The organism is Streptomyces sp. GDS52 (genome assembly GCF_052246875.1).
GTDB classification, from domain to species: domain Bacteria; phylum Actinomycetota; class Actinomycetes; order Streptomycetales; family Streptomycetaceae; genus Streptomyces; species Streptomyces cathayae.
Window position 1 is genome coordinate 5,275,561 of sequence record NZ_CM125966.1, and the last position, 18,663, is coordinate 5,294,223.

The 18,663-nt window shown below is 71.5% G+C and carries 20 protein-coding genes and 1 pseudogene; 11 read left to right on the forward strand and 10 right to left on the reverse strand.

The annotated features are described in order from the left end of the window. Window positions 1-217 precede the first annotated feature (217 nt). From ACTWJ9_RS24045 to ACTWJ9_RS24065, 5 genes are all read left to right on the forward strand, one after another. A complete protein-coding gene (locus ACTWJ9_RS24045; protein ID WP_443294764.1) occupies window positions 218-1,480 on the forward strand; it encodes an RNA-guided endonuclease InsQ/TnpB family protein in 1,263 nt (420 codons plus the stop codon). A gap of 141 nt (window positions 1,481-1,621) precedes the next feature. Then, window positions 1,622-1,813, forward strand: coding sequence for a hypothetical protein (locus tag ACTWJ9_RS24050; RefSeq protein ID WP_279336334.1), 192 nt, complete (start codon window positions 1,622-1,624; stop codon window positions 1,811-1,813). 207 nt (window positions 1,814-2,020) lie between these two features. Continuing rightward, on the forward strand, window positions 2,021-2,398 hold the full coding sequence (locus ACTWJ9_RS24055) for a VOC family protein (protein WP_361448390.1): 378 nt from the start codon (window positions 2,021-2,023) through the stop codon (window positions 2,396-2,398). Window positions 2,399-3,123: 725 nt separating this feature from the next. After that, window positions 3,124-3,972 (forward strand): helix-turn-helix domain-containing protein, encoded by an 849-nt coding sequence (locus ACTWJ9_RS24060; RefSeq protein ID WP_443294765.1) that lies wholly within the window; start codon window positions 3,124-3,126, stop codon window positions 3,970-3,972. Further along, on the forward strand, window positions 3,969-4,169 hold the full coding sequence (locus tag ACTWJ9_RS24065) for a DUF397 domain-containing protein (protein WP_279336337.1): 201 nt from the start codon (window positions 3,969-3,971) through the stop codon (window positions 4,167-4,169). The genes ACTWJ9_RS24060 and ACTWJ9_RS24065 overlap by 4 nt, the downstream gene beginning before the upstream one ends. A gap of 76 nt (window positions 4,170-4,245) precedes the next feature. On the opposite strand, the gene ACTWJ9_RS24070 is transcribed toward ACTWJ9_RS24065, so the two are convergent. Beyond that, window positions 4,246-4,506 carry a hypothetical protein gene (locus ACTWJ9_RS24070; protein ID WP_279336338.1) on the reverse strand — a complete coding sequence of 87 codons (261 nt, stop codon included), beginning with the start codon at window positions 4,504-4,506 and terminating at the stop codon, window positions 4,246-4,248. Between the two features lie 541 nt (window positions 4,507-5,047). Here ACTWJ9_RS24070 and ACTWJ9_RS24075 point away from each other — a divergent pair. Next, on the forward strand, window positions 5,048-5,794 hold the full coding sequence (locus tag ACTWJ9_RS24075) for a lytic polysaccharide monooxygenase (protein ID WP_387040468.1): 747 nt from the start codon (window positions 5,048-5,050) through the stop codon (window positions 5,792-5,794). Window positions 5,795-5,888: 94 nt separating this feature from the next. Here ACTWJ9_RS24075 and ACTWJ9_RS24080 read toward each other — a convergent pair whose 3' ends face one another. From ACTWJ9_RS24080 to ACTWJ9_RS24105, 6 genes are all read right to left on the reverse strand, one after another. Then, window positions 5,889-6,308 (reverse strand): MazG-like family protein, encoded by a 420-nt coding sequence (locus ACTWJ9_RS24080; protein ID WP_443294766.1) that lies wholly within the window; start codon window positions 6,306-6,308, stop codon window positions 5,889-5,891. A gap of 76 nt (window positions 6,309-6,384) precedes the next feature. Continuing rightward, window positions 6,385-7,506: a PP2C family protein-serine/threonine phosphatase gene (locus tag ACTWJ9_RS24085; RefSeq protein WP_279336341.1), complete on the reverse strand. Its 1,122-nt coding sequence runs from the start codon at window positions 7,504-7,506 to the stop codon at window positions 6,385-6,387. A 292-nt stretch (window positions 7,507-7,798) separates the two neighbouring features. Continuing rightward, on the reverse strand, window positions 7,799-8,833 hold the full coding sequence (locus tag ACTWJ9_RS24090; protein ID WP_279336342.1) for an SPFH domain-containing protein: 1,035 nt from the start codon (window positions 8,831-8,833) through the stop codon (window positions 7,799-7,801). A 4-nt stretch (window positions 8,834-8,837) separates the two neighbouring features. After that, window positions 8,838-9,269: an NfeD family protein gene (locus ACTWJ9_RS24095; protein WP_279336343.1), complete on the reverse strand. Its 432-nt coding sequence runs from the start codon at window positions 9,267-9,269 to the stop codon at window positions 8,838-8,840. A gap of 519 nt (window positions 9,270-9,788) precedes the next feature. Then, window positions 9,789-10,331 (reverse strand): DoxX family protein, encoded by a 543-nt coding sequence (locus tag ACTWJ9_RS24100; RefSeq protein ID WP_279336344.1) that lies wholly within the window; start codon window positions 10,329-10,331, stop codon window positions 9,789-9,791. Window positions 10,332-10,753: 422 nt separating this feature from the next. Beyond that, on the reverse strand, window positions 10,754-11,755 hold the full coding sequence (locus tag ACTWJ9_RS24105; protein ID WP_279336345.1) for a Gfo/Idh/MocA family protein: 1,002 nt from the start codon (window positions 11,753-11,755) through the stop codon (window positions 10,754-10,756). Between the two features lie 140 nt (window positions 11,756-11,895). On the opposite strand from ACTWJ9_RS24105, the gene ACTWJ9_RS24110 reads away from it, so the two are divergent. Genes ACTWJ9_RS24110 through ACTWJ9_RS24120 form a run of 3 tightly spaced genes read left to right on the forward strand, consistent with a single transcriptional unit; the run spans window position 11,896 to window position 15,456 of the window. Further along, entirely contained in the window at window positions 11,896-13,260 is a 1,365-nt protein-coding gene (locus tag ACTWJ9_RS24110) for a multidrug effflux MFS transporter (RefSeq protein WP_279336346.1), read from the forward strand. Then, complete coding sequence (locus ACTWJ9_RS24115; protein ID WP_443295923.1) at window positions 13,257-14,390, forward strand: serine hydrolase domain-containing protein; 1,134 nt, start codon at window positions 13,257-13,259, stop codon at window positions 14,388-14,390. The genes ACTWJ9_RS24110 and ACTWJ9_RS24115 overlap by 4 nt, the downstream gene beginning before the upstream one ends. 34 nt (window positions 14,391-14,424) lie before the next feature. Then, complete coding sequence (locus ACTWJ9_RS24120) at window positions 14,425-15,456, forward strand: small ribosomal subunit Rsm22 family protein (protein WP_279336347.1); 1,032 nt, start codon at window positions 14,425-14,427, stop codon at window positions 15,454-15,456. Between the two features lie 44 nt (window positions 15,457-15,500). Here the strand turns inward: ACTWJ9_RS24120 and ACTWJ9_RS24125 are convergent, their stop codons facing one another. Then, entirely contained in the window at window positions 15,501-15,791 is a 291-nt protein-coding gene (locus ACTWJ9_RS24125) for a DUF6243 family protein (protein ID WP_279336348.1), read from the reverse strand. Window positions 15,792-15,911: 120 nt separating this feature from the next. On the opposite strand from ACTWJ9_RS24125, the gene ACTWJ9_RS24130 reads away from it, so the two are divergent. Next, the gene (locus ACTWJ9_RS24130) at window positions 15,912-16,547 is read left to right on the forward strand and encodes a TetR/AcrR family transcriptional regulator (protein ID WP_279336349.1); all 636 of its coding nucleotides are present in this window, start codon (window positions 15,912-15,914) and stop codon (window positions 16,545-16,547) included. Between the two features lie 195 nt (window positions 16,548-16,742). After that, the gene (locus ACTWJ9_RS24135; protein ID WP_279336350.1) at window positions 16,743-17,480 is read left to right on the forward strand and encodes a bifunctional DNA primase/polymerase; all 738 of its coding nucleotides are present in this window, start codon (window positions 16,743-16,745) and stop codon (window positions 17,478-17,480) included. 42 nt (window positions 17,481-17,522) lie between these two features. Here the strand turns inward: ACTWJ9_RS24135 and ACTWJ9_RS24140 are convergent, their stop codons facing one another. After that, on the reverse strand, window positions 17,523-18,530 hold the full coding sequence (locus ACTWJ9_RS24140; protein ID WP_279336351.1) for a hypothetical protein: 1,008 nt from the start codon (window positions 18,528-18,530) through the stop codon (window positions 17,523-17,525). Next, a pseudogene (locus tag ACTWJ9_RS24145) lies at window positions 18,496-18,624 on the reverse strand (iron transporter); the annotation flags it as partial. The gene ACTWJ9_RS24140 and the pseudogene ACTWJ9_RS24145, both read right to left, overlap by 35 nt. Window positions 18,625-18,663: the final 39 nt, after the last annotated feature.

The following is an 18,663-nucleotide window of genomic DNA, read 5'->3' on the forward strand; positions in this document are numbered from 1 at the left end:
GGGTTCGGCATCAAGGTCACCATCGTGCAGATGGGCGGCTACCGGGTTTCATTCGCAGTGCTCCGGCCTTCAGACCGGGGTGAAGCGAATCGTGTGGCTGCGGCGCGGAGCGTCGCGGTGGTGTTCCGGCGGAGCCGGACCGTGCGGCCACCGAGGGTGAGGCGGGGAACGGATGTTCCCGGCGACATCCGGTGTGGATCGTTCGTACGCTCCTCGCATGCAGCTTCGGTACGCCTTCAGGCTGTACCCGCAGCCCGGTCAGCGCGCCGCGTTGGCGAAGGCGTTCGGGTGCGCCCGCGTCGTATTCAACGACGCGGTCCGCGCCCGCGAAGACGCCCGCAAGGCCGGGCAGCCGTTCCCGAAGGCGGCCGAGCTGTCCCGGAAGCTGATCACCGAGGCCAAGCGGACAGCCGGGCGGTCCTGGCTGGGCGAGGTCTCCGCGGTGGTGCTCCAGCAGTCCCTGCGGGACGCCGAGAGCGCGTACCGCAACTTCTTCGCCTCCCTCAACGGCACCCGCAAGGGCCCCAGGATCGGCCCGCCCCGCTTCAAGTCCCGCAGGGATGTCCGGCAGTCGATCCGGTTCACCGCCAACGCCCGCTGGAAGATCACCGATGGCGGCCGGCTGAACCTGCCGAAGATCGGCGCGGTGAAGGTGAAGTGGTCCCGCACGCTGCCCACCACCCCCACCTCCGTCACCGTCATCAAGGACGCGGCCGGAAGGTACTTCGCCTCCTTCGTCATCGACACCGACCCCGCCGCCGACACGGCCCGGATGCCCGACACCGACCGCACCATCGGCATCGATCTCGGCCTGACCCACTTCGCCGTCCTGTCCGACGGCACAAAGATCGACTCCCCGCGCTTCCTGCGCCGCGCGGAGAAGAAGCTGAAGAAGACCCAGCGGGAACTGTCCCGCAAACAGAAGGGAAGCAAGAACCGCGCCAAGGCCTGCCTGAAGGTCGCCCGCGCCCACGCCGAGGTCACCGACGCGCGCCGCGAGTTCCTCCCCCAAGCTCTCGGCTTCGCTCGAGCAGGGGGGACCCCCATCCAGCTCTCCACCCAGCTGATCGCCGAGAACCAAGGGATCGCCGTGGAGGACCTGTCGGTGGCGGGACTGGCCCGCACCAGGCTGGCCAAGTCGGTGCACGACAGCGGATGGTCCTCGTTCGTGCACATGCTGGAATACAAAGCGCAACGGTACGGCCGGACCCTGGTGAAGATCGGCCGGTTCGAGCCGACCTCCCAGACCTGCTCCACCTGCGGCGTCAAGGACGGACCCAAACCCCTTGATGTCCGGGAGTGGACCTGTACCGCCTGCGGCACGCTCCACGACCGGGACCACAACGCCGCGATCAACGTGAAGACGGCCGCCGGACTGGCGGCATCGGCCTGCGGAGCGCCGGTAAGACCAGAACCCGTTCTGGCACGGCGCGAAGAAACAGGAAGCCATGGAAGCCCGCCCGACGCCCGTGCCGCGTAGCGGCACGGCACCGGGCGAGCAGGCCAGAATCTCCCTCCTTCGGGAGGGAGAGCAAGTCAAGACACCGGCCTGTTCACCACCGGCACCACGATCATTGAATCCCTAGGGCAGTATCAGTCCCTGCGCACCGAGACGGAGGCGATGTGGGGCGACGCCGTCGCCCCGGAGCCGGGCACCGTCGATCCCGTCATCATGGAGCTGGCCGCACTGCCGGACCCGCCCCGACGGCTGATCGTCGGCAGCCGGTCCTTCGACCACGTCCTGGAGATGGACCGGGCCCAAACGGATCTGTACCGGTTCTGGGAGCACCTCAGCCGCATCGCCCCGGGCTGACCGGGGCCGCCGCCACGACATTCTCCCGCCCGTACCCACTGCGTAGTCGCGGGTACGGGCGTGTGCCGAGGCCGCTGTTCGGCCGCGTGGAATTCGAACCCCCATGCAAACAGGTCCTGTTGGCCTGGCCGAGCGTCGCCGGCCAAGTCCCGGGTTGCGCCGACTAATGCGTCGCGGGCGTCCGGTGCCGCGATCTATGGTGCTCGGATGCTGACGTTCACCGATGTCATCCTCGACTGCCCCGACCCCTGGAAGCTGGCCGAGTTCTACGCCGAGCTGCTGAGCTGGGAGATCAACACCGACATCAGCACCGAGGACTGGGTCAACCTGCGCAACGACGGCGTCGAGCTGTCGTTCCAGCGGGTGGAGGACTACCAGCGGCCCAGCTGGCCGGGCCAGGAGCATCCGCAGCAGTTCCACCTCGACTTCGAGGTGGACGAGTTCGAGCCCGAGCACCGCCGGGTGATCGAGCTGGGCGCCACCTTCCAGAAGAGCTTCGTCGGCGAGTCCGGGTACGGCTGGCAGGTCTACACCGACCCGGCCGGACATCCGTTCTGCCTCTGCCGCAACCGTCCCAGGTCCTGACCGCACGCGACGAGGAACCACCCGGCTCCGAACGGAGCCGAGTGGTGAGCAGCAGGTTCGGCGCCCCCGCACCCGGGTCGGTGCTCAGGTACAGCACCGCTACACCTGCGACGTCGCAGGTGTGGTGGTTGGCCGGAGCGTTGTGGACCGGGGCGTGGGACGCGGCTCCGGAGCCGCCCGAGCCGCCGGGGTGTCGTGAGGGGCTCGGTGCGGCAGAGGCAGAACTGATGGCCGGATCGGCGCAGGTGAGGCCTGATGCGGATGGCGTTCCGTCGGACGGTGTGGGAGGCCCTCATGGTCCCGGGACTGCGGGGGCGGAGGCGGGTGCCTTGTGGGAAGCCGTGAGCAGTCGGCGGGTATGTGTCACTCAAGCGCTCGAATGAGCGGCATCGGGACAATAGTGGCCGAAGTGCTCACGGCTTCGGGACGGTGTGCCCCCCCGGGACGTGGGCGCATGCCCGGCATCACACACGTCGAGGCCACCGTCCTGCCGGGCGGTCAACGGATCGACGAGCAGCCGGCCTCCAGGGCCTTCGGTACTCGTTCTGGTGAACCGTGATCGTTCACCGATTCCCTCGCGTTCCGCGTTCCACGGTGGTGCTGGGTGAGGCCGACTGGGGGCGTTGTAGGCGTTCCGGTGGCGTTTGTGGGCGGGGCGGGCCGTGTCCCTCGGTGAGACGGGGGAGTTGGGCGAACCGGCCGGTAGGCGACGGAGGTGAACGGCGATGGGCGAACTGGTGCGGGAGCCGGGGGAGTCGGCGGCCGAGCAGGGGGAGCCGGGGACGGGGATCCTGCGGGTGTTCGGGCGGCAGATGAAGTTGTGCCGGTTGCGGGCGGGGCTGGAACGACCGGAGGTCGGTGCGCGGACGGGATACTCGCCGTCCACCATCGCGGCCTACGAGCAGGGACGGCGGATTCCTCCTCCGAAGTTCATCGACGTGGTGGATGAACTACTGGATGCGGGCGGTCTGTTGAAGGCGATGAAGGAGGAGGTTGCGCGGGCGCAGTATCCAGCGTTCTTCCGGGATGCGGCTAGGTTGGAGGCGGAGGCGGTTGAGCTGTGGGTCTACGGAACCCACGCGGTGCCTGGACTGCTGCAGACCGAGGAATACATGCGGGCTGTGTTCGAGATGTGGCGCCCTCTGCTGGATGAGGAGACCGTCCAGCAGCGCGTTGCTGGACGGCTGGCCCGGCAGGACATCTTCGCCCGCAAGCGTGCTCCGCTCGTGAGCTTCGTCATCGACGAGTCGGTCCTGCGGCGGCCGTTGGGCGGTCGTGCTGTCATGCGCGGGCAGATGGAACAACTGCTGCTCGTCGGTGCCTACCGCAACGTGGAGATCCAGGTCATGCCGTTGGACCGAGAGGACAACGCCGGAGTGGATGGCCCGTTCACCGTGCTGCACCGAGACGGTGATGATCAGGTGGCCTATCTGGAGGCGCAGGGACGGAGCACAATCGTGTCGGAGCGAACGGAGGTCCGTGGCATCGTGTCGCGTTATGGGATCCTCCGAGCGCAAGCTCTCACTCCGCGTGAGTCCTTGGCCTACATCGAGAAGTCGCTGGGGGAACTATGAGTGTCGAAGAGACCGTCCAGCTCGACTGGTTCAAGAGCAGTCACAGCGGCGGAGCCGGTGGTGAGTGCGTGGAGGTGGCCACCTGCCCGCACACCGTGCACGTGCGGGACTCGAAGGACACGCACCGTGCGGGTCTGGCGGTCGGTTCGGTGGCGTGGGCCGTGTTCGTCGGGTTCGCCGCCGACCGGATCGGCTGAGTCGCTGCCTTACCGCTGTGCCCTGTGGCTCCGAGGGGAGTCACAGGGCACAGGCATGTCCGGGGCGGTTCGACGGTCAGGTGCTCAGGGCGGCGACGAGGAAGATCGGGTAGAGCACGCTCAGGGATCCGGTGGCCAGGCCGAGGGCGCACTGGCCCCGGTTGAGCCCGCGGCCCAGGCCGAGGAGCGCGAAGGTGACGGCGAGGCTGCCGAACAGGAGCGGAATCGCGATGCCGACGAAGCCGGCGAACACCGCGGCGAGCAGAGCCGCGCTGCCGAGGACGACCGAGACGGGTCCGTAGAGCGTCGCGGGGCTGTCCGCGGATCCGGTGGACATGTCGGACTCCTCGCCATGGAGTGTCGGCCTGTTCGGCCCACAGGTGGGCGATCCCTGAACTCTCATCATGGCTCTCCCGGGTCTGTTCCCGGGCCCGTACCTCAGGGAGGGGCGCCCCGTGAGAGCAAGTTCACGCGCGGGCGCGATGCCGCCGAGGTGGGGGCCACGGTCGACGGCTCGGGTGGTGGTCGGCGGCCTGCGGTGGCCTCACCTGCCCGTATGTCGTCTCCGCCGTGACTGGGGCGGTGCTCCGAGGCCTGTCGGTCACTTTCTGTCAACTCCCTTTCGGGTAAGTGGACTTGACGGTTCCAGGTTCCTCGCTATGGTCTAGACCTACGAACGCCGGTCTGGACCGGTGTTCGTCCCCGCCCCGGTTCCTTCGTGGGCCGGGGCGAAAGGTGGTGTCCGCCACGGCGGCGCGACCGCGCGCTGCGCCCTCGTCGGCGCAGGTGCGCGTGACATGCGCGGTGCACCTCGGGTGCGGTCGGCGATGTCGTGCTCCGTGGCCGGTTCTCATGTACGCCGAAGAAAGAGTCATTTCATGGACATGAAAAGGCGAGCGTCCCTGGCTGTCGGAGCCCTGGTCGCCCCCCTCCTCGCCGTCAGTCTTCCGGCGGGTACGGCCAGTGCCCACGGATGGGTGACCGACCCCGGCAGCCGCCAGGACCAGTGCGCCAAGGGCGTCGTCGACTGCGGTCAGATCAAGTACGAGCCGCAGAGCGTCGAGGGCCCCAAGGGCCTGCGCAGCTGCAGCGGCGGCAACGCCCAGTTCTCCGACCTCGACGACGACAGCAAGCCCTGGCGCGTCACGTCGGTCGGCGGGTCGCACACCTTCAACTGGCGCATCACGGCACGCCACGCCACCGAGACCTGGCAGTACTTCATCGGTGACCGGAAGATCGCCGAGTTCAACGACCGGGGCGCGCAGCCTCCCGCCGAGGTCAACCACCGCGTCGACTTCGGTGACCTGACGGGCCGCCAGAAGGTCCTGGCCGTCTGGAACGTGGCCGACACCTCCAACGCCTTCTACGCCTGCATCGACGTCAACATCACCGGCGGCGGTAATGGCGGTGGCAACGGTGGCGGCAATGGCGGTGGCAACGGCGGCGGAGGCGGCAACGAGCCCGGCTCCTGCACCGCGCCGACCTGGAACGCCGGTGCCGTCTACAACAACGGCGACACCGTGGTCCACAACGGCCGCACCTACCGCGCCAAGTGGTGGACGACGAACGAGCAGCCCGGCGCGGCCGGTGACTGGGGCGTCTGGGAAGACCTGGGCGCCTGCTAGATCCGCTGAGTGAGACCGGTGCGGCACGCCAGCCCCACGCGGCGCCCGCCGCACCGGTTCTGCGGGTCGTAGGGACCTCGGCCCCGTCGGCTCCCTACGACCCGCCGCGAGATCGATCCTCGGACGGACCCTGGCGGGGAGTTCCGAGGGAGCGTCGCGTGAGCCGGTCCAGGTGGCGGGTGAAGACCTCGCGGGCGTCGGGGGTGAGACCGCGCAGCGCCACCAGGGCCGTGAGCGCCACATCGCACAGCTCCGCCTGGACGTCGTCCCATCCGTGCGTGACGCCCTTGCGCGGGTTCTGGCCGGTGGCGCCGATCACCGCCTCGGCGACCTCGCCGACCTCCTCGGACAGTTTCAGGATCCGCAGCAGCAGACCCTCCCGGCCGTCGACCGCGCGGTCGGCGTCCAGCCAGGCGTGCAAGGCGTCGACGGAGTCCCAGAGACCGGCCGACGGCACGGCGGGGGAGAGGGCGGGGGCGGGGGACGCGGAGAGGTTCGTGCTCGGATTGCTCATGCCGCAGACCCTGGCACAGGCCACGGACAGCGCCCGGCGGTCCTTCGCGCAGGGCAGGCGGGGCAGCGGGGTTTCCTCAGACGCGCCGGCTGTCGTCCGCGCGGCGGGGCAGGCCGATGGCGAGGAGCGCGACGTCGTCGTCGAGGTGCTCGGCGGTGTACCGGTACAGGTCGGTGAGCAGGGCGTCCAGCACGTGGTCAGGGTCCGGCGGGAGCGGGCGGGACAGCCGCGGGACGGGATCGTAGAAGACCCCGCGGTGGTCGCGGGCCTCGACGACGCCGTCGGTGAACAGGACGAGAACCGCCCCGTCGGGCAGGGTGTACTGGTCGACGGGGACGTCCGGGAGGACGTTCGGGGCGTCGAGGCCGGCCAGGCCCAGCGGCAGTGAAGGCGTGCCCGGCTCCAGTGGGCGGGCCCGGCCGCGGTGGACCAGCAACGGCGGCGGGTGCCCCCGGTTGACCATGCGCAGGGTGGAGCCGTCGGCGGACAACTCGGCGATGACGGCGGTGACGAACATCTCGAGTCCTGCCCCGCCCTCGGCGGGGTTGGCCTCCTGCATGCGCTCCTCCAGCCAGCGGACCACGCCGGGCAGGTCCGGAGCGCGCCGGGTGGCCTCGTGGAAGGTGCCCAGCAGCGCGTTGACGGTCCGGATCGCGCCCAGGCCCTTGCCCCGGACGTCGGCGATCATCAGCCGGATGCCGTGGGGAGTGGGGTGGATCGCGTACAGGTCGCCCCCGATGGCGGCTTCCCGCGCGGCGGCCTCGTACCGGACGGCCACGGCCAGCGGCCCGATCCGTCCGGGCGGGGAGGGGAGCACGGCGCGCTGGACGGTCTCGGCGACCTCGCGGGTGTTCTTCAACTGCCGCCGCTCGCGGACCAGCAGCCGGTTCACGACCGCTGCCAGGAAGGTCAGGATGACGAAGGTGGAGAACGGGACGATGTCGTCGACGCCGAACGGCAGCCGGCCTCTCACCAGGGGCAGGAGGACCGCGGCGAGGAGCGCCGCCCCGCCGGTGGCGATCGTCCCGGTCAGGGTGAGCCAGGGCGCGACCAGTACGGGGGCGGCCGCCAGCAGGGGGAAGATCCGCATGCCGCGCGGGGTGAGGAGGTCGAGGGCGAACACGCCGAGGATCAGCGCGGCGGGCAGCCATCGGAACCACCGCCTCTCGCGGGGCGATAACGCGCGGCTGGGGCCCATTCTCCTGCGCTCCGGGGTGTTCCTGGACGGAATCCGGGTTCCAGTCTCTGCCGCATCCCCGGCCACGGCGACCGGAGCACCACGTGCGAGGTACCGGGTCCGTGCCAGTGGAGTGGCCGGCCGCCGCCGGCGGCTGCTTCCCTGCGGGGCGGGAGAGGAAGGAGGAGCACCGACCGGTCCCGCCCTCTGCCGGACCCAGGTGGGGCCGACGTACAGCCGGATGCCGCCGCCCTTGTCGGCACCGAGAGGACGGGTCCGGTGCAGGGGCGAGACGCCGGTAAGGGGAGGAGACTCAGGGAGCCGGGCGGGGTGGGAGGTGGTCGGCGGAGGCGACGCCATCGGCTTGTGCGGCGTCGGCCAGGGCCTCGGCAGCGGCTTCCTCCGCCCGGGCCTTGTCGCTGGCGGCCAGGTCGTCGAGAGGCGGCTTCTCACGGGTGGCCGACGACGGGGGCAGTACCTCGGTGAAGGCACGGGAGACGCCCTGCAGCGCAGAGGTGATCTCGCTGGGGATCACCCAGAAGTTGTTGCCCTGGCCCTGTGCGAGTTGGGGCAGTGCCTGGAGGTACTGGTAGGCGAGGAGCTTGGGGTCGGGGTCGTTGCGGTGAACGGCCTGGAACACCTCGTCGATCGCCCGGGACTGGCCCTCGGCCTGGAGGATCGCGGCGGTACGGTTGCCCTCCGCACGCAGGACGGCGGCCTGCTTGTCCCCCTCGGCGGTGAGGATCTGCGACTGGCGCTGCCCCTCGGCGCCCAGGATCGCGGCCCGTTTGTCCCGCTCGGCTCGCATCTGCTTCTGCATCGCGTCCTTGATGGACTGCGGGGGGTCGATGGCCTTGATCTCCACTCGGTTGACCCGGAGCCCCCATTTGCCGGTGGCCTCGTCCAGCACGCCGCGGAGTTGGCTGTTGATGGTGTCCCGTGAGGTGAGCGTCTTCTCCAGGTCCATGGAGCCCACGACGTTGCGCAAGGTGGTGACGGTGAGCTGCTCGACGGCCTGGAGGAAGTTGGCGATCTCGTAGAAAGCCGCTCGTGGGTCGGTGACCTGGAAGTACAGGACGGTGTCGATCTCGACGACCAGATTGTCCTCGGTGATGACCGGCTGCGGTTTGAAGGAGACGACTTGCTCCCTCAGGTCGATCAACGGGTGCACGCGGTCGATGTAAGGGATGACGAGGCTGAGTCCGGGACTGAGTGTCCGGTGGTAGCGACCGAGTCTTTCGACGTTGCGCGCGCGTGCCTGGGGAACGATACGGACGGCCCGCACCACAGTGAAGATCGCGATGGCTGCGACGATCAGTCCGACGACGAGAGGTGCTGAAAAGTCCATGGCTTCATTCCCTGGGGTAGACGAATGCGGTGGCGCCACTGATCTCTATGACGTCGACGGTCGCTCCGGACGGGATCACCAGCGTTTCGTCGTAGGCGCGGGCCGTCCACTCCTCGCCGTCGATGCGGACTCTGCCACCGGATCCCGTCACTTCCGAGACGACATAGGCGGCCTTGCCGACCAGTGCGTCGATACCGAAACGTGCCGTCGGTGGCTTCAGCACGTGACGCACCGCGAGGGGGCGCACGAACAGCACGGTGATGCTGGCGACGACGGCGTACACCACCAGTTGGAGGGCCGGCGGCAACCCGATCGCGGCGGAGCCCGCAGTGACCAGGGCCGCCGCGCTCAGCATTCCGAGTGCGGCGGTGAGCGTGAAGATCTCTGCTACGGCCAGAACAGCTGCAACGATCAACCAGATCAACCATGGGTCCATGACGCGCTTCTTCTCGCAGATGAGGGCGTTGACTGCCGGTGTTCTTCTCCATTCTGCCCAGATCGCGGATTACGACTCCTTTGCCCGGAGTTTCCCGGCTCGGTGAGTGCTCCGATTCCGTCGCGCGTCCTCGTGCCGGACCCCTGTTGGCCCGTGCGCAGTCATGGGTGGGCAAGGAACGCCGCGGGGTCGTCAACGCGTACGGGGAAGTTCCACGACCGCGGTGACCGGCCCTCCCGGGGGCTCGTCACCACGGCCGTGCCGTCCAGTGCGGTCACCCGGCGGCGGACGCCGAGCAGTCCGGTACCGCCGGCCTCGTCCGTGCCGACCCGGCCCTGGTCCCGACGGTTCGCGTCCGGCCCCGCGCACAGGCCGTCGACGGAGTCCGCGGGCCGACCGGACCGACGGTTCGCGTCCGGAACCAGGACCGGATCCGAAGCCGTGACCCGATGAGGGGACGGGCGGTCGCCCATGGGGCAGAGCCCGGCCCGGGGCGGCCGGTAGCCCCGATGCTCGGTACTACTCGAACAACGCCTCCTGTTCGCCCTCCCGCGCCTTCCGCAGTCGCCGGCTGCGCGCCCCCACCGTCACCGCCGTGGCCGCCGCGGTCGCCGCGAAGGCCACCGGGACCATCCAGCCCCGGTCGGCCGTGTGGCCGAGGGCGTGGTCCACCGAGAGGCGGCCGGGCCCCGCGACGGCGATGCCGGCCGCCGTCAGGCCCAGGAGCGCGGCGTGCTCGTAGCCGCCCTCCTGGTTGAAGAAGCCGTTGGGTGCGTGCACGGCGGCCGCGCCCGCCATCGCACCGGCCGCCGCCGCGCCCGCCGCCGGGGTGGCCAGGCCGAGCGCGAGCAGCACGCCGCCGCCCGTCTCCGCGAGGCCCGCCGCCGTCGCGCTGGCCTTGCCGGGCGCGTAGCCGATGGTCTCCATGAACTGGCCGGTGCCCTCGATCCCGCCACCGCCGAACCAGCCGAACAGCTTCTGCGCGCCGTGCGCCGCCAGTGCCCCGCCGGTCCCCAGCCGGAGCAGCAGCAGGCCCAGATCGCGTCGGTCGTAACAGGTCACGTCGTCTCCCGGGGCAGTCGATTCGCGTGACCACCGTCGCATCCCGGCGTCCGGTCCGACCCGCCGCCGCCCGCCGTTCGGGTGACGAGGGGCGGCCGGTGGGTGACGACGACCGACGGCCGGCAGGGCGACGGCGAGATGAGCCGCCGCGGGACCGGCGAGGCCTGATCGCGGCAGCCGTTCCACCCACCGGCACGTGACCCGCGGTCCCACGCGGGGCCACCCCCCTGCCGGTGCGGTGGAACGGCCGCCCTCCCCCTGGAAGTGGCCTGCGGAAGCCTGCTGCCTCAAGTGTGAAGCTTTGGTGCAGGAGAGTTGAGCATATGTCCGCTGTGGGCCGCAATGCTGCGGATGTTCGCATTCCGCTTGTGTGGATCAGAGAGGGCCGGGCGACGCCTGACGGGCCGTCGGCGGGGCGGGGCTCACACGGTGTCCCCCGGGTAGCGGACGCCGATGCGGTCGCGGATCGCGTCGAGCGTCCGCATCACGGCGAGCGTGCCGTCCAGCGGGACGAGCGGGGACTCCGTCTCACCGGCCCGCAGGGCGCGCATCACCTCGGCGGCCTCGTGGGCGAGCGTGTCGCGGCGCCCGTCCGCCGGGTCGGCCGTGAACTTCTCGGCCTCCCGGCCCTCCCGATGCAGCACGAACCCGTCGGGGAAGAAGAAGCCGTACGGGATGTCGATGCGGCCCTCGGACCCGGTGATCGACGCCGAGGTCTCCGTGCCGCCGACGACGGAGCAGTGCACCGACGCGAGGGCGCCGTCGTCCCAGGAGAGCAGCGCGCCCGTCTGGAGGTCGACCTTCTCCTCGGAGAGCGTCGCCCTCGCCACGACGTCCGACGGCTCCCCGAGCAGCAGCTGCGCGAACGACACCGGGTACACGCCGAGGTCCAGCAGCGCGCCCCCGCCCAGCGCGGGGTCCCGCAGCCGGTGCGTGGCCGGGAAGTTCCCCGCCAGGCCGAAGTCGGCCCGCACGGTGCGGACTTCGCCGATCGCGCCGTCGTCGACCAGCGCCTTCAGTCGCCGTACCATGGGATGGCAGTACATCCACATGGCCTCCATCAGGAAACGCCCCCGGTCGCGCGCCAGGGCGACCAACTCCCCGGCCTCGCGCGCGTTGAGCGTGAACGGCTTCTCGCACAGCACGTTCCGCCCGGCCTCCAGGCACAGCCCGGCCGCCGCCCGGTGCGCCGAGTGCGGAGTGGCGACGTAGACCACGTCGACCTCCTCGTCCCGCGCGAGCGACTCCCAGTCGCCGTACGCCCGCTCGGCCCCGAACCGGTCGGCGAACGCCCGCGCCGACTCCGCCGACCGGGAGGCCACCGCCACGATCTCCGCGTCCGGCAGCTCCGCCAGATCCGCCGCGAACCTCGCGGCGATCCCGCCGGTCGCCAGGATTCCCCAGCGCACGTTCCGCCCTGTCATCCGCCCCACCCCTGCTCGTGTCGTCGGCACATCGGCCGCGGAAACCCGTGGAAGCGCTCCCATGGCATCGTCGTCGACGCCGAGCACTCCGTACGAGCTGAGAGCATAGGGAGCCGATGACGCGGAAAGGGAGGGGCCACATGCCCGAGGGCGGGGCGTCCATATCGAATCCGACGGCGAACTCGACGGCGAAAACGGACTCAGCGGAAGAATCGACGACGAACCCGGCGGCGAACCCGGCGGCACGTCCGACCGCGAGCGCGGCGCCGCCGCTCCGCGCGACCGCCGGCCGCACCGGCCTGCTGCTGACCTTCCTCCTGGGCGGTCTGACCGCCGTACCCCCGCTGGCGATGGACATGTACCTCCCCGCCCTTCCGGAGGTCACCCGGTCCCTGCACGCGCCCGCCGCCACCGTCCAGCTCACGCTCACCACCTGTCTGGCCGGAATGGCGCTCGGGCAGCTGGTGGTCGGCCCGATGAGCGACCGGTGGGGACGCCGCCGCCCACTGCTCATCGGCCTCGCGGTCTACGTCGTCGCCACCGTGCTGTGCGCGTTCGCGCCGAGCGTCGGACTCCTCGTCGCCTTCCGGCTGCTGCAGGGCCTCGCGGGCGCGGCCGCCATCGTCATCGCGCGGGCGGTGGTCCGCGACCTGTACGACGGCGTGGCCATGGCCCGCTTCTTCTCGAACCTCATGCTGATCTCCGGCCTGGCGCCGATCATGGCACCGCTCATCGGAGGGCAGATCCTGCGGGTGACGGACTGGCGGGGCGTGTTCGTCGTCCTCGCCGTCCTCGGGGTGCTGCTGGCGGCCCTGGTCTGGGTGAAGCTGCCGGAGACGCTGGCCCCCGCCGACCGCCACGGCGGCGGCTTCGGCGCGGCCCTCGGCTCGATGCGCCGGCTGCTCGCCGACCGGGTCTTCACCGGCTACATGCTCACCGGGGGATTCGCCTTCGCCTCCCTCTTCGCCTATGTCGCGGCCTCCCCGTTCGTCGTCCAGGAGATCTACGGGGCGTCCCCGCAGACGTTCAGCCTGCTGTTCGGGCTCAACTCGATCGGCCTGATGATCATGGGGCAGATCAACGGCAAGGTGCTGGTCGGCCGGGTCCGGCTGGACCGGGTGCTCGGTTTCGGGCTCTGCGTCGTGGTCGTCGCCGCGGTCGCGCTGCTGCTGATGTCGCTGGGCGTGTTCGGCGAGGTCGGGCTGGTACCCGTGGCCGCCGCGCTGTTCGTGCTGATGTCCGCGATGGGCATCACCATGCCCAACACCCAGACCCTCGCCCTGGTGCGCACCCGGCAGGCCGCCGGTGCCGCCTCGGCCCTGCTCGGCACGGCGTCCTTCCTCGTCGGCGCGATCGCCTCCCCGCTGGTCGGGATCGCCGGGGAGGACACCGCCGTCCCGATGGCCGTCGTCCAGCTGACCGCCGCCCTGGTGGCGCTGGCCTGCTTCACGGGCCTGTGCCGCCCCTGGCAGGCGCGGGCGAGTGCGGAGGGTGAAGGCTTCTGAGCACCCCGAGGCTGCGCCACGGCACCCCCGAACGGGCCGGGCTCGACCCCCGCGAACTCCGGGCCCTCGTCGGCGAGGTGCACGCCGGCACCGCCGGGGAACGCCCCTGGGCGGCCGGCGCCGTCGTGGCCGTAGGCCGCGGCCCGGTGCTCGCCGTGCAGGAGGCGGCGGGCTGGGCCGTGCGCTACGCGGCGTACGACGAACGCACGGATACCGCGGTGGAACTGCCACCGGACGACCGGGTCCCGATGGCCGTGGACACCCCCTTCGACCTGGCGTCCCTGACCAAACTGTTCACCTCGGTGGCCGCCGTGCAGCAGATCGAGCGGGGCACCCTGGGCATCGACGCCCGCGTGGGCGCGTATCTGCCGGACTTCCCCGCGGCCGTCCGGCACGGCATCACCGTCCGGCAGCTGCTCACCCACACCTCCGGGCTGCGCCCCGAACTCCCCCTGTACGACTGCGCCGACGACGCGGAACGGCTCGCCCTGCTGCGCGCCGAACGGCCGGTCGCGGCGCCCGGCGCGTACCGCTACTCCGACCTGAACGTGCTGCTGCTCCAGCACGTCCTGGAACGTCTCACCGGCCGCACCCTCGACACGCTCGTCCACGACGGCATCACCCGGCCGCTCGGCATGACCGCCACGGACTTCGGCCCGTGTCCGGGCGCGGCGGCCACCGAGGACCAGCGGCGGCCGTGGGCCAAGGCGGACCGCGGGATGCTGCGCGGCGAGGTGCACGACGAGAACGCCTGGGCGCTCGGCGGGGTCGCGGGCCACGCCGGTCTCTTCTCCACCGGCCGCGACCTGGCGGTCTTCTGCCGCGCCCTGCTGGCGGGCGGCGCCCACGGCCCCGCCCGCATCCTCGGCCCCGACTTCGTGGACCTGCTCCTCGCCCCGCCGGGCCTGGGCTTCGCCGTGGACCAGCCGTGGTTCATGGGGGAGCTCGCGGGCCGCGGAGCGGCGGGCCACACCGGCTTCACGGGCACGTCCCTGGTCCTCGACCGGGCCACGGACACCTACCTCGTCCTCCTCGCCAACACGGTCCACCCCCGCCGACCCACGGCCCCGGCCAACGGCCCCCGCGCACGTGCGGCCACGCGGGTGGCCCGCGCGGTCCGGGGGAGGTGAGTCCGGCCGCCGGCCCGCGCCATAGAATTTCCAGGTGAACGACCCCGCTCCCGCCCCCGCCTCCGCTGCTTCTCCCGCCTCTCCCGCCGACGTCCTGCGCGGCGCGCTCGCCGGACTGCTCGACGGACTCCCGCCGCGGCGGGCCGCGCAGGCCGTCGAGCGGCTGATCGCCACCTACCGGGGCGCCACCCCGACCGGGGCGCCCATCCTGCGGGACCGGGCGGACGTCGCCGCCTACGCCGCGTACCGCATGCCGGCCACCTTCGAGGCCGTACGCTCGGCGCTGGCGGCGGTCGCGGACGCCGTGCCCGGGTGGACGCCCGGCGACCACGTCGACGTCGGCGGCGGCACCGGCGCCGCCGCCTGGGCGGTGAGCGCCACCTGGGACGGGGAGCGGCCGGTGACCGTCCTCGACTGGGCCGAACCCGCACTCGCCCTCGGCCGGGAACTCGCCATCGCGAACCCCGCCCTCAAGGACGCCCGCTGGGACCGCGCCCGGATCGGCACGGAGCTCACCCTCGAGCGCACCGACCTCGTCACCGTCTCCTACGTCCTCAACGAACTGACCGCCGCCGACCGCGCCGCCCTCGTCGACACCGCCGCCGGCGCCGCGCAGACCGTCGTGATCGTCGAACCCGGCACCCCCGACGGCTACACCCGCGTCATCGAGGCCCGCGACCGGCTGGTGTCGGCCGGCTTCCGGGTCGCCGCCCCCTGCCCGCACAGCCTCGCCTGCCCCATCATCCCCGGCACGGACTGGTGCCACTTCGCGGCCCGGGTCAGCCGTTCCTCACTGCACCGCCAGGTCAAGGGCGGCTCCCTGCCCTACGAGGACGAGAAGTTCAGCTACGTCGCCGCCACCCGCCTGCCCGCCGTCCCGGCCGCCGCCCGCGTCGTCCGCAAGCCGCAGATCCGCAAGGGCCAGGTCCTCCTCGACCTCTGCGAGAGGGACCCGGCCCTGAGCCGCACCACCGTGACCAAGCGTCACGGCGACCTGTACCGGGCGGCGAGGGACACCTCCTGGGGCGCCCCCTGGCCACCGGCGGCCGACGACAGCGGGGACTGACGAGAGGGCCGGCGACAGGTCTGACGAGAGGTCTGACGAGCGGACTAGGGCCGGCTTTCCTGCCCGGAGTCCTCTCCCTCCCGGCCCTCCCCTCCCTCCCCTCCCTCCCGGCCCTGCCGTCCCTCCCGGCCCTCCCGGCTCTCCTGCTGTTCTTGCTGCTTCTGCTGTTCCTTGCGCTGCTCCTGGAGCTTGCGCAGGAGTTCGCGTTTCTGGGCCTGGGGGTCGAGGCCGCCCCCGACGCGGCCGTCGCGTCCCCCGCCGCGCAGGGCCTTGCGGCCGAGGTGCTTCCGGGTGCCGCCGACGCCCAGCATGTTTCCGGTTCCGCCTCGGGACATGGTGATCTCCTTCCGGTGAGCGCCCTCCGCGGACGCACTTGACGAGACGTATCGTCTCGATCCGACCCCCCTCACTGTCAGGCGAGACGCGTCGTCTTGTCAACCTGATAAATTCGACCCATGGCCACGAACAACCCCGCACCCCCCGACTCCACCCGCCGCAGTGAGCGCTCCCGTCGCGCCATCTACGACGCGGCCATCGCCCTGGTCGTGGAGGTCGGCTACCCGAAGACCACCATCGAGGGCATCGCCGCCCGCGCCGGCGTCGGCAAGCAGACGATCTACCGGTGGTGGCCGTCGAAGGCGGACGTCCTTCTGGAGGCGTTCCTCGACCTGAGCGAGCAGGCCGCCCGCGCCGCCGGACAGGAACCGGAAAGCGGCGGGGCGTACGGGATCCCGGACACCGGGGACCTCGCCGCCGACCTCAAGCTCGTCCTGCGGGCCACGGTCGACGAACTGCGCGACCCGGCGTTCGAGGCGCCGTCCCGCGCGCTGGCCGCCGAGGGCGTCGTCAACGAGGAGCTCGGCCGGAGGTTCGTCGCCCAACTGCTGGAACCGTCGCTCCAGCTGTACGTCGACCGGCTGCGCTCCGCGCAGGAGGCCGGAGGGGTCCGCCCCGACGTCGACCCGCGCATCGCCCTGGAGCTCTTCGTCTCCCCGCTCGCCCAGCGCTGGCTGCAGTACACGGGGCCGATCAGCTACGAGTACACCGACACCCTCGTCGACTACGCCCTGAACGGCCTCGCCCCCCGCTGACCGGGAGCGCCCGCGCTGCCTCCTCGGTCACGCCGGCGTACCCCGGGGTGCACCTTTCGCCCCCTGGGGCACCCCTCGTCCGGTCCGTGCACCGCTTGTCCCAGGTGCGCCTATTGTGGGCTCCGGCCCCCCGATGCACACGAGGGGGGGACCATAGGGCATGCTGAAAGGCACGAGGGCGAGGCGAGGAGTTAGATGAGCGCGGAGTTCGGCGGCAGGACCGGCAGGCAGGGCAAACTCTCCCGGTGGCTGCGTGGCCGCCGCCCGGAACCGGTCGCCGACGAAGGCGGCCGTGAGGAACTGCTGCTCGCCGCCGCCGACGCGGGACTGCCGCTCGCGCCCGCCGCCCACCCCGCCGCCGGATACCGATGTTCGTGCGACCGCGTCGGCTGTCCCACCCCCGCCCGGCATCCGGTCTCGTTCGCCTGGCAGACGCAGTCCACCACCGACCGCGCCCAGATCGAGCGCTGGGCCCGCCATCAGCCGCAGGCCAACTTCATCACCGCGACCGGCATGGTGCACGACGTACTCGACGTGCCCCTGAACGCCGGTCGCGAGGCGTTGGAACGCCTGCTGGCGGCAGGGGTCGAGGTCGGGCCCGTCGCGGAGAGCGACGACGGCCGCATACTGTTCTTCACCCTCACCCGGGGCACCCCCGAGGAGGAGGACGAGTGGTGGCCGTGCGAGCTGGACTGCCACCCCGAGACCATGGACGAGCACCCCGGCCTGCGCTGGCACTGCCGCGGCTCCTACGTCCTGGTACCCCCCGCGCGGCTGCCCGGTGACGACGGCCGCTCGGTGCACTGGGCACGCGGTCCGGAGCATCCGCTGCCCGACCCGCTGAGCCTGCTGGAGTACCTCACCGACGCCTGCGCCCGCCACGCGGTCGAGCACCCCGACCAGGCGACCACGGCCTGGCCCCTGCGCCGATAAGGTCCGGCAAGGACCCGCTGTCCGGACCGCGCGGTCCCGGCCCTACTCGCCCTTCGCCGAGGTCAGCCCCTGGATCCGGCCCAGGATCTCCACCTGGCCGTCGCCCGGGTCCAGCGCCACCTCGTTGGAGACGAACTCCATCGTCAGGGTCTGCCGGATCTCCCCCGTGGTCAGCGCCAGCACATCCTTGTTCGGGGCCGGCACGGACGCCCCGTCCGCGGCGGTCTGCTTCTCGAAGTGGCGCGTGGTGAAGAACACCAGCGCCCCGCCGTCCTCGGTGCGCAGCGCCAGGGGCGCGTAGTCGCCGTTCGTCATCGGCTCGTCGATGTACTGCGTGGCCAGCCCCGGCCGCGCCGACTGCTTCGTGCGCAGCGCCCGCCACGCGCTGGTGTGCGGGCCCTCGGCGAAGGTGGCGCCGCCGCCCTTCCCGTCCTCGCCGTTTTTCAGGTACGTCGCGTAGGTCGCGCTCAACTCGCCGGGCGGCACGGTGAGATCGGTGGCGTTCGCGGGGACGGCCTCGGCCCAGCCGTCCTTGTCCAGCGGGAACCCGGGTATGTCGTCCGGGGCCACCAGCGTCAGATACGCCGCCTCCCAGGTCTCCTCGAGACCGCTGCGGGTGAACACCAGCAGCCAGCGCACGTCGCCGCCCTTGTTGCCCGCCGCGTCCGCGAGGAACCAGCGGGGCCAGCCGGCCTTCTTGGGAATGGTGAACTTCGCGTCCGTCAGCTTCAGCGGCGAGTGCCCGGAGTTGCCGTCCGGGTTGTTGGCCTTCCCGGCCGTCAGCCGCGCCTTGTCGATGTCGCCGAGCGCGCCGGTGGTGTACTCGGCGTCCAGGGAACTGTCGTACGCCTCATCGGCCTTGTTGTAGGCGGCCGTGAACTCCTGGAGTGCCTGCGCGGCTTCGGCGCGGGTGGTGGCCGGAAGCACCTCGCGCTCGCCGTGCACCACCACGCAGCCGCTCGCCGTCAACGACAGAGCGGTCACCGAAGCCGCGAGCAGCACGCCCCGGTCGAACCCGCGGAGCCTTCGCAAGCCGAGATCCCTGCTCATCCGCTTCCTTCACCTTCCCCTTCCCGGAGGCGAACCCTACCGGGACGGGGGACAGCGCGAACATGCGGACGGGACACAGCGGCCACACCGTGACCGAGCCGGAGCGGGGAGCAGCCGGGCCGGGGCCCGCCGG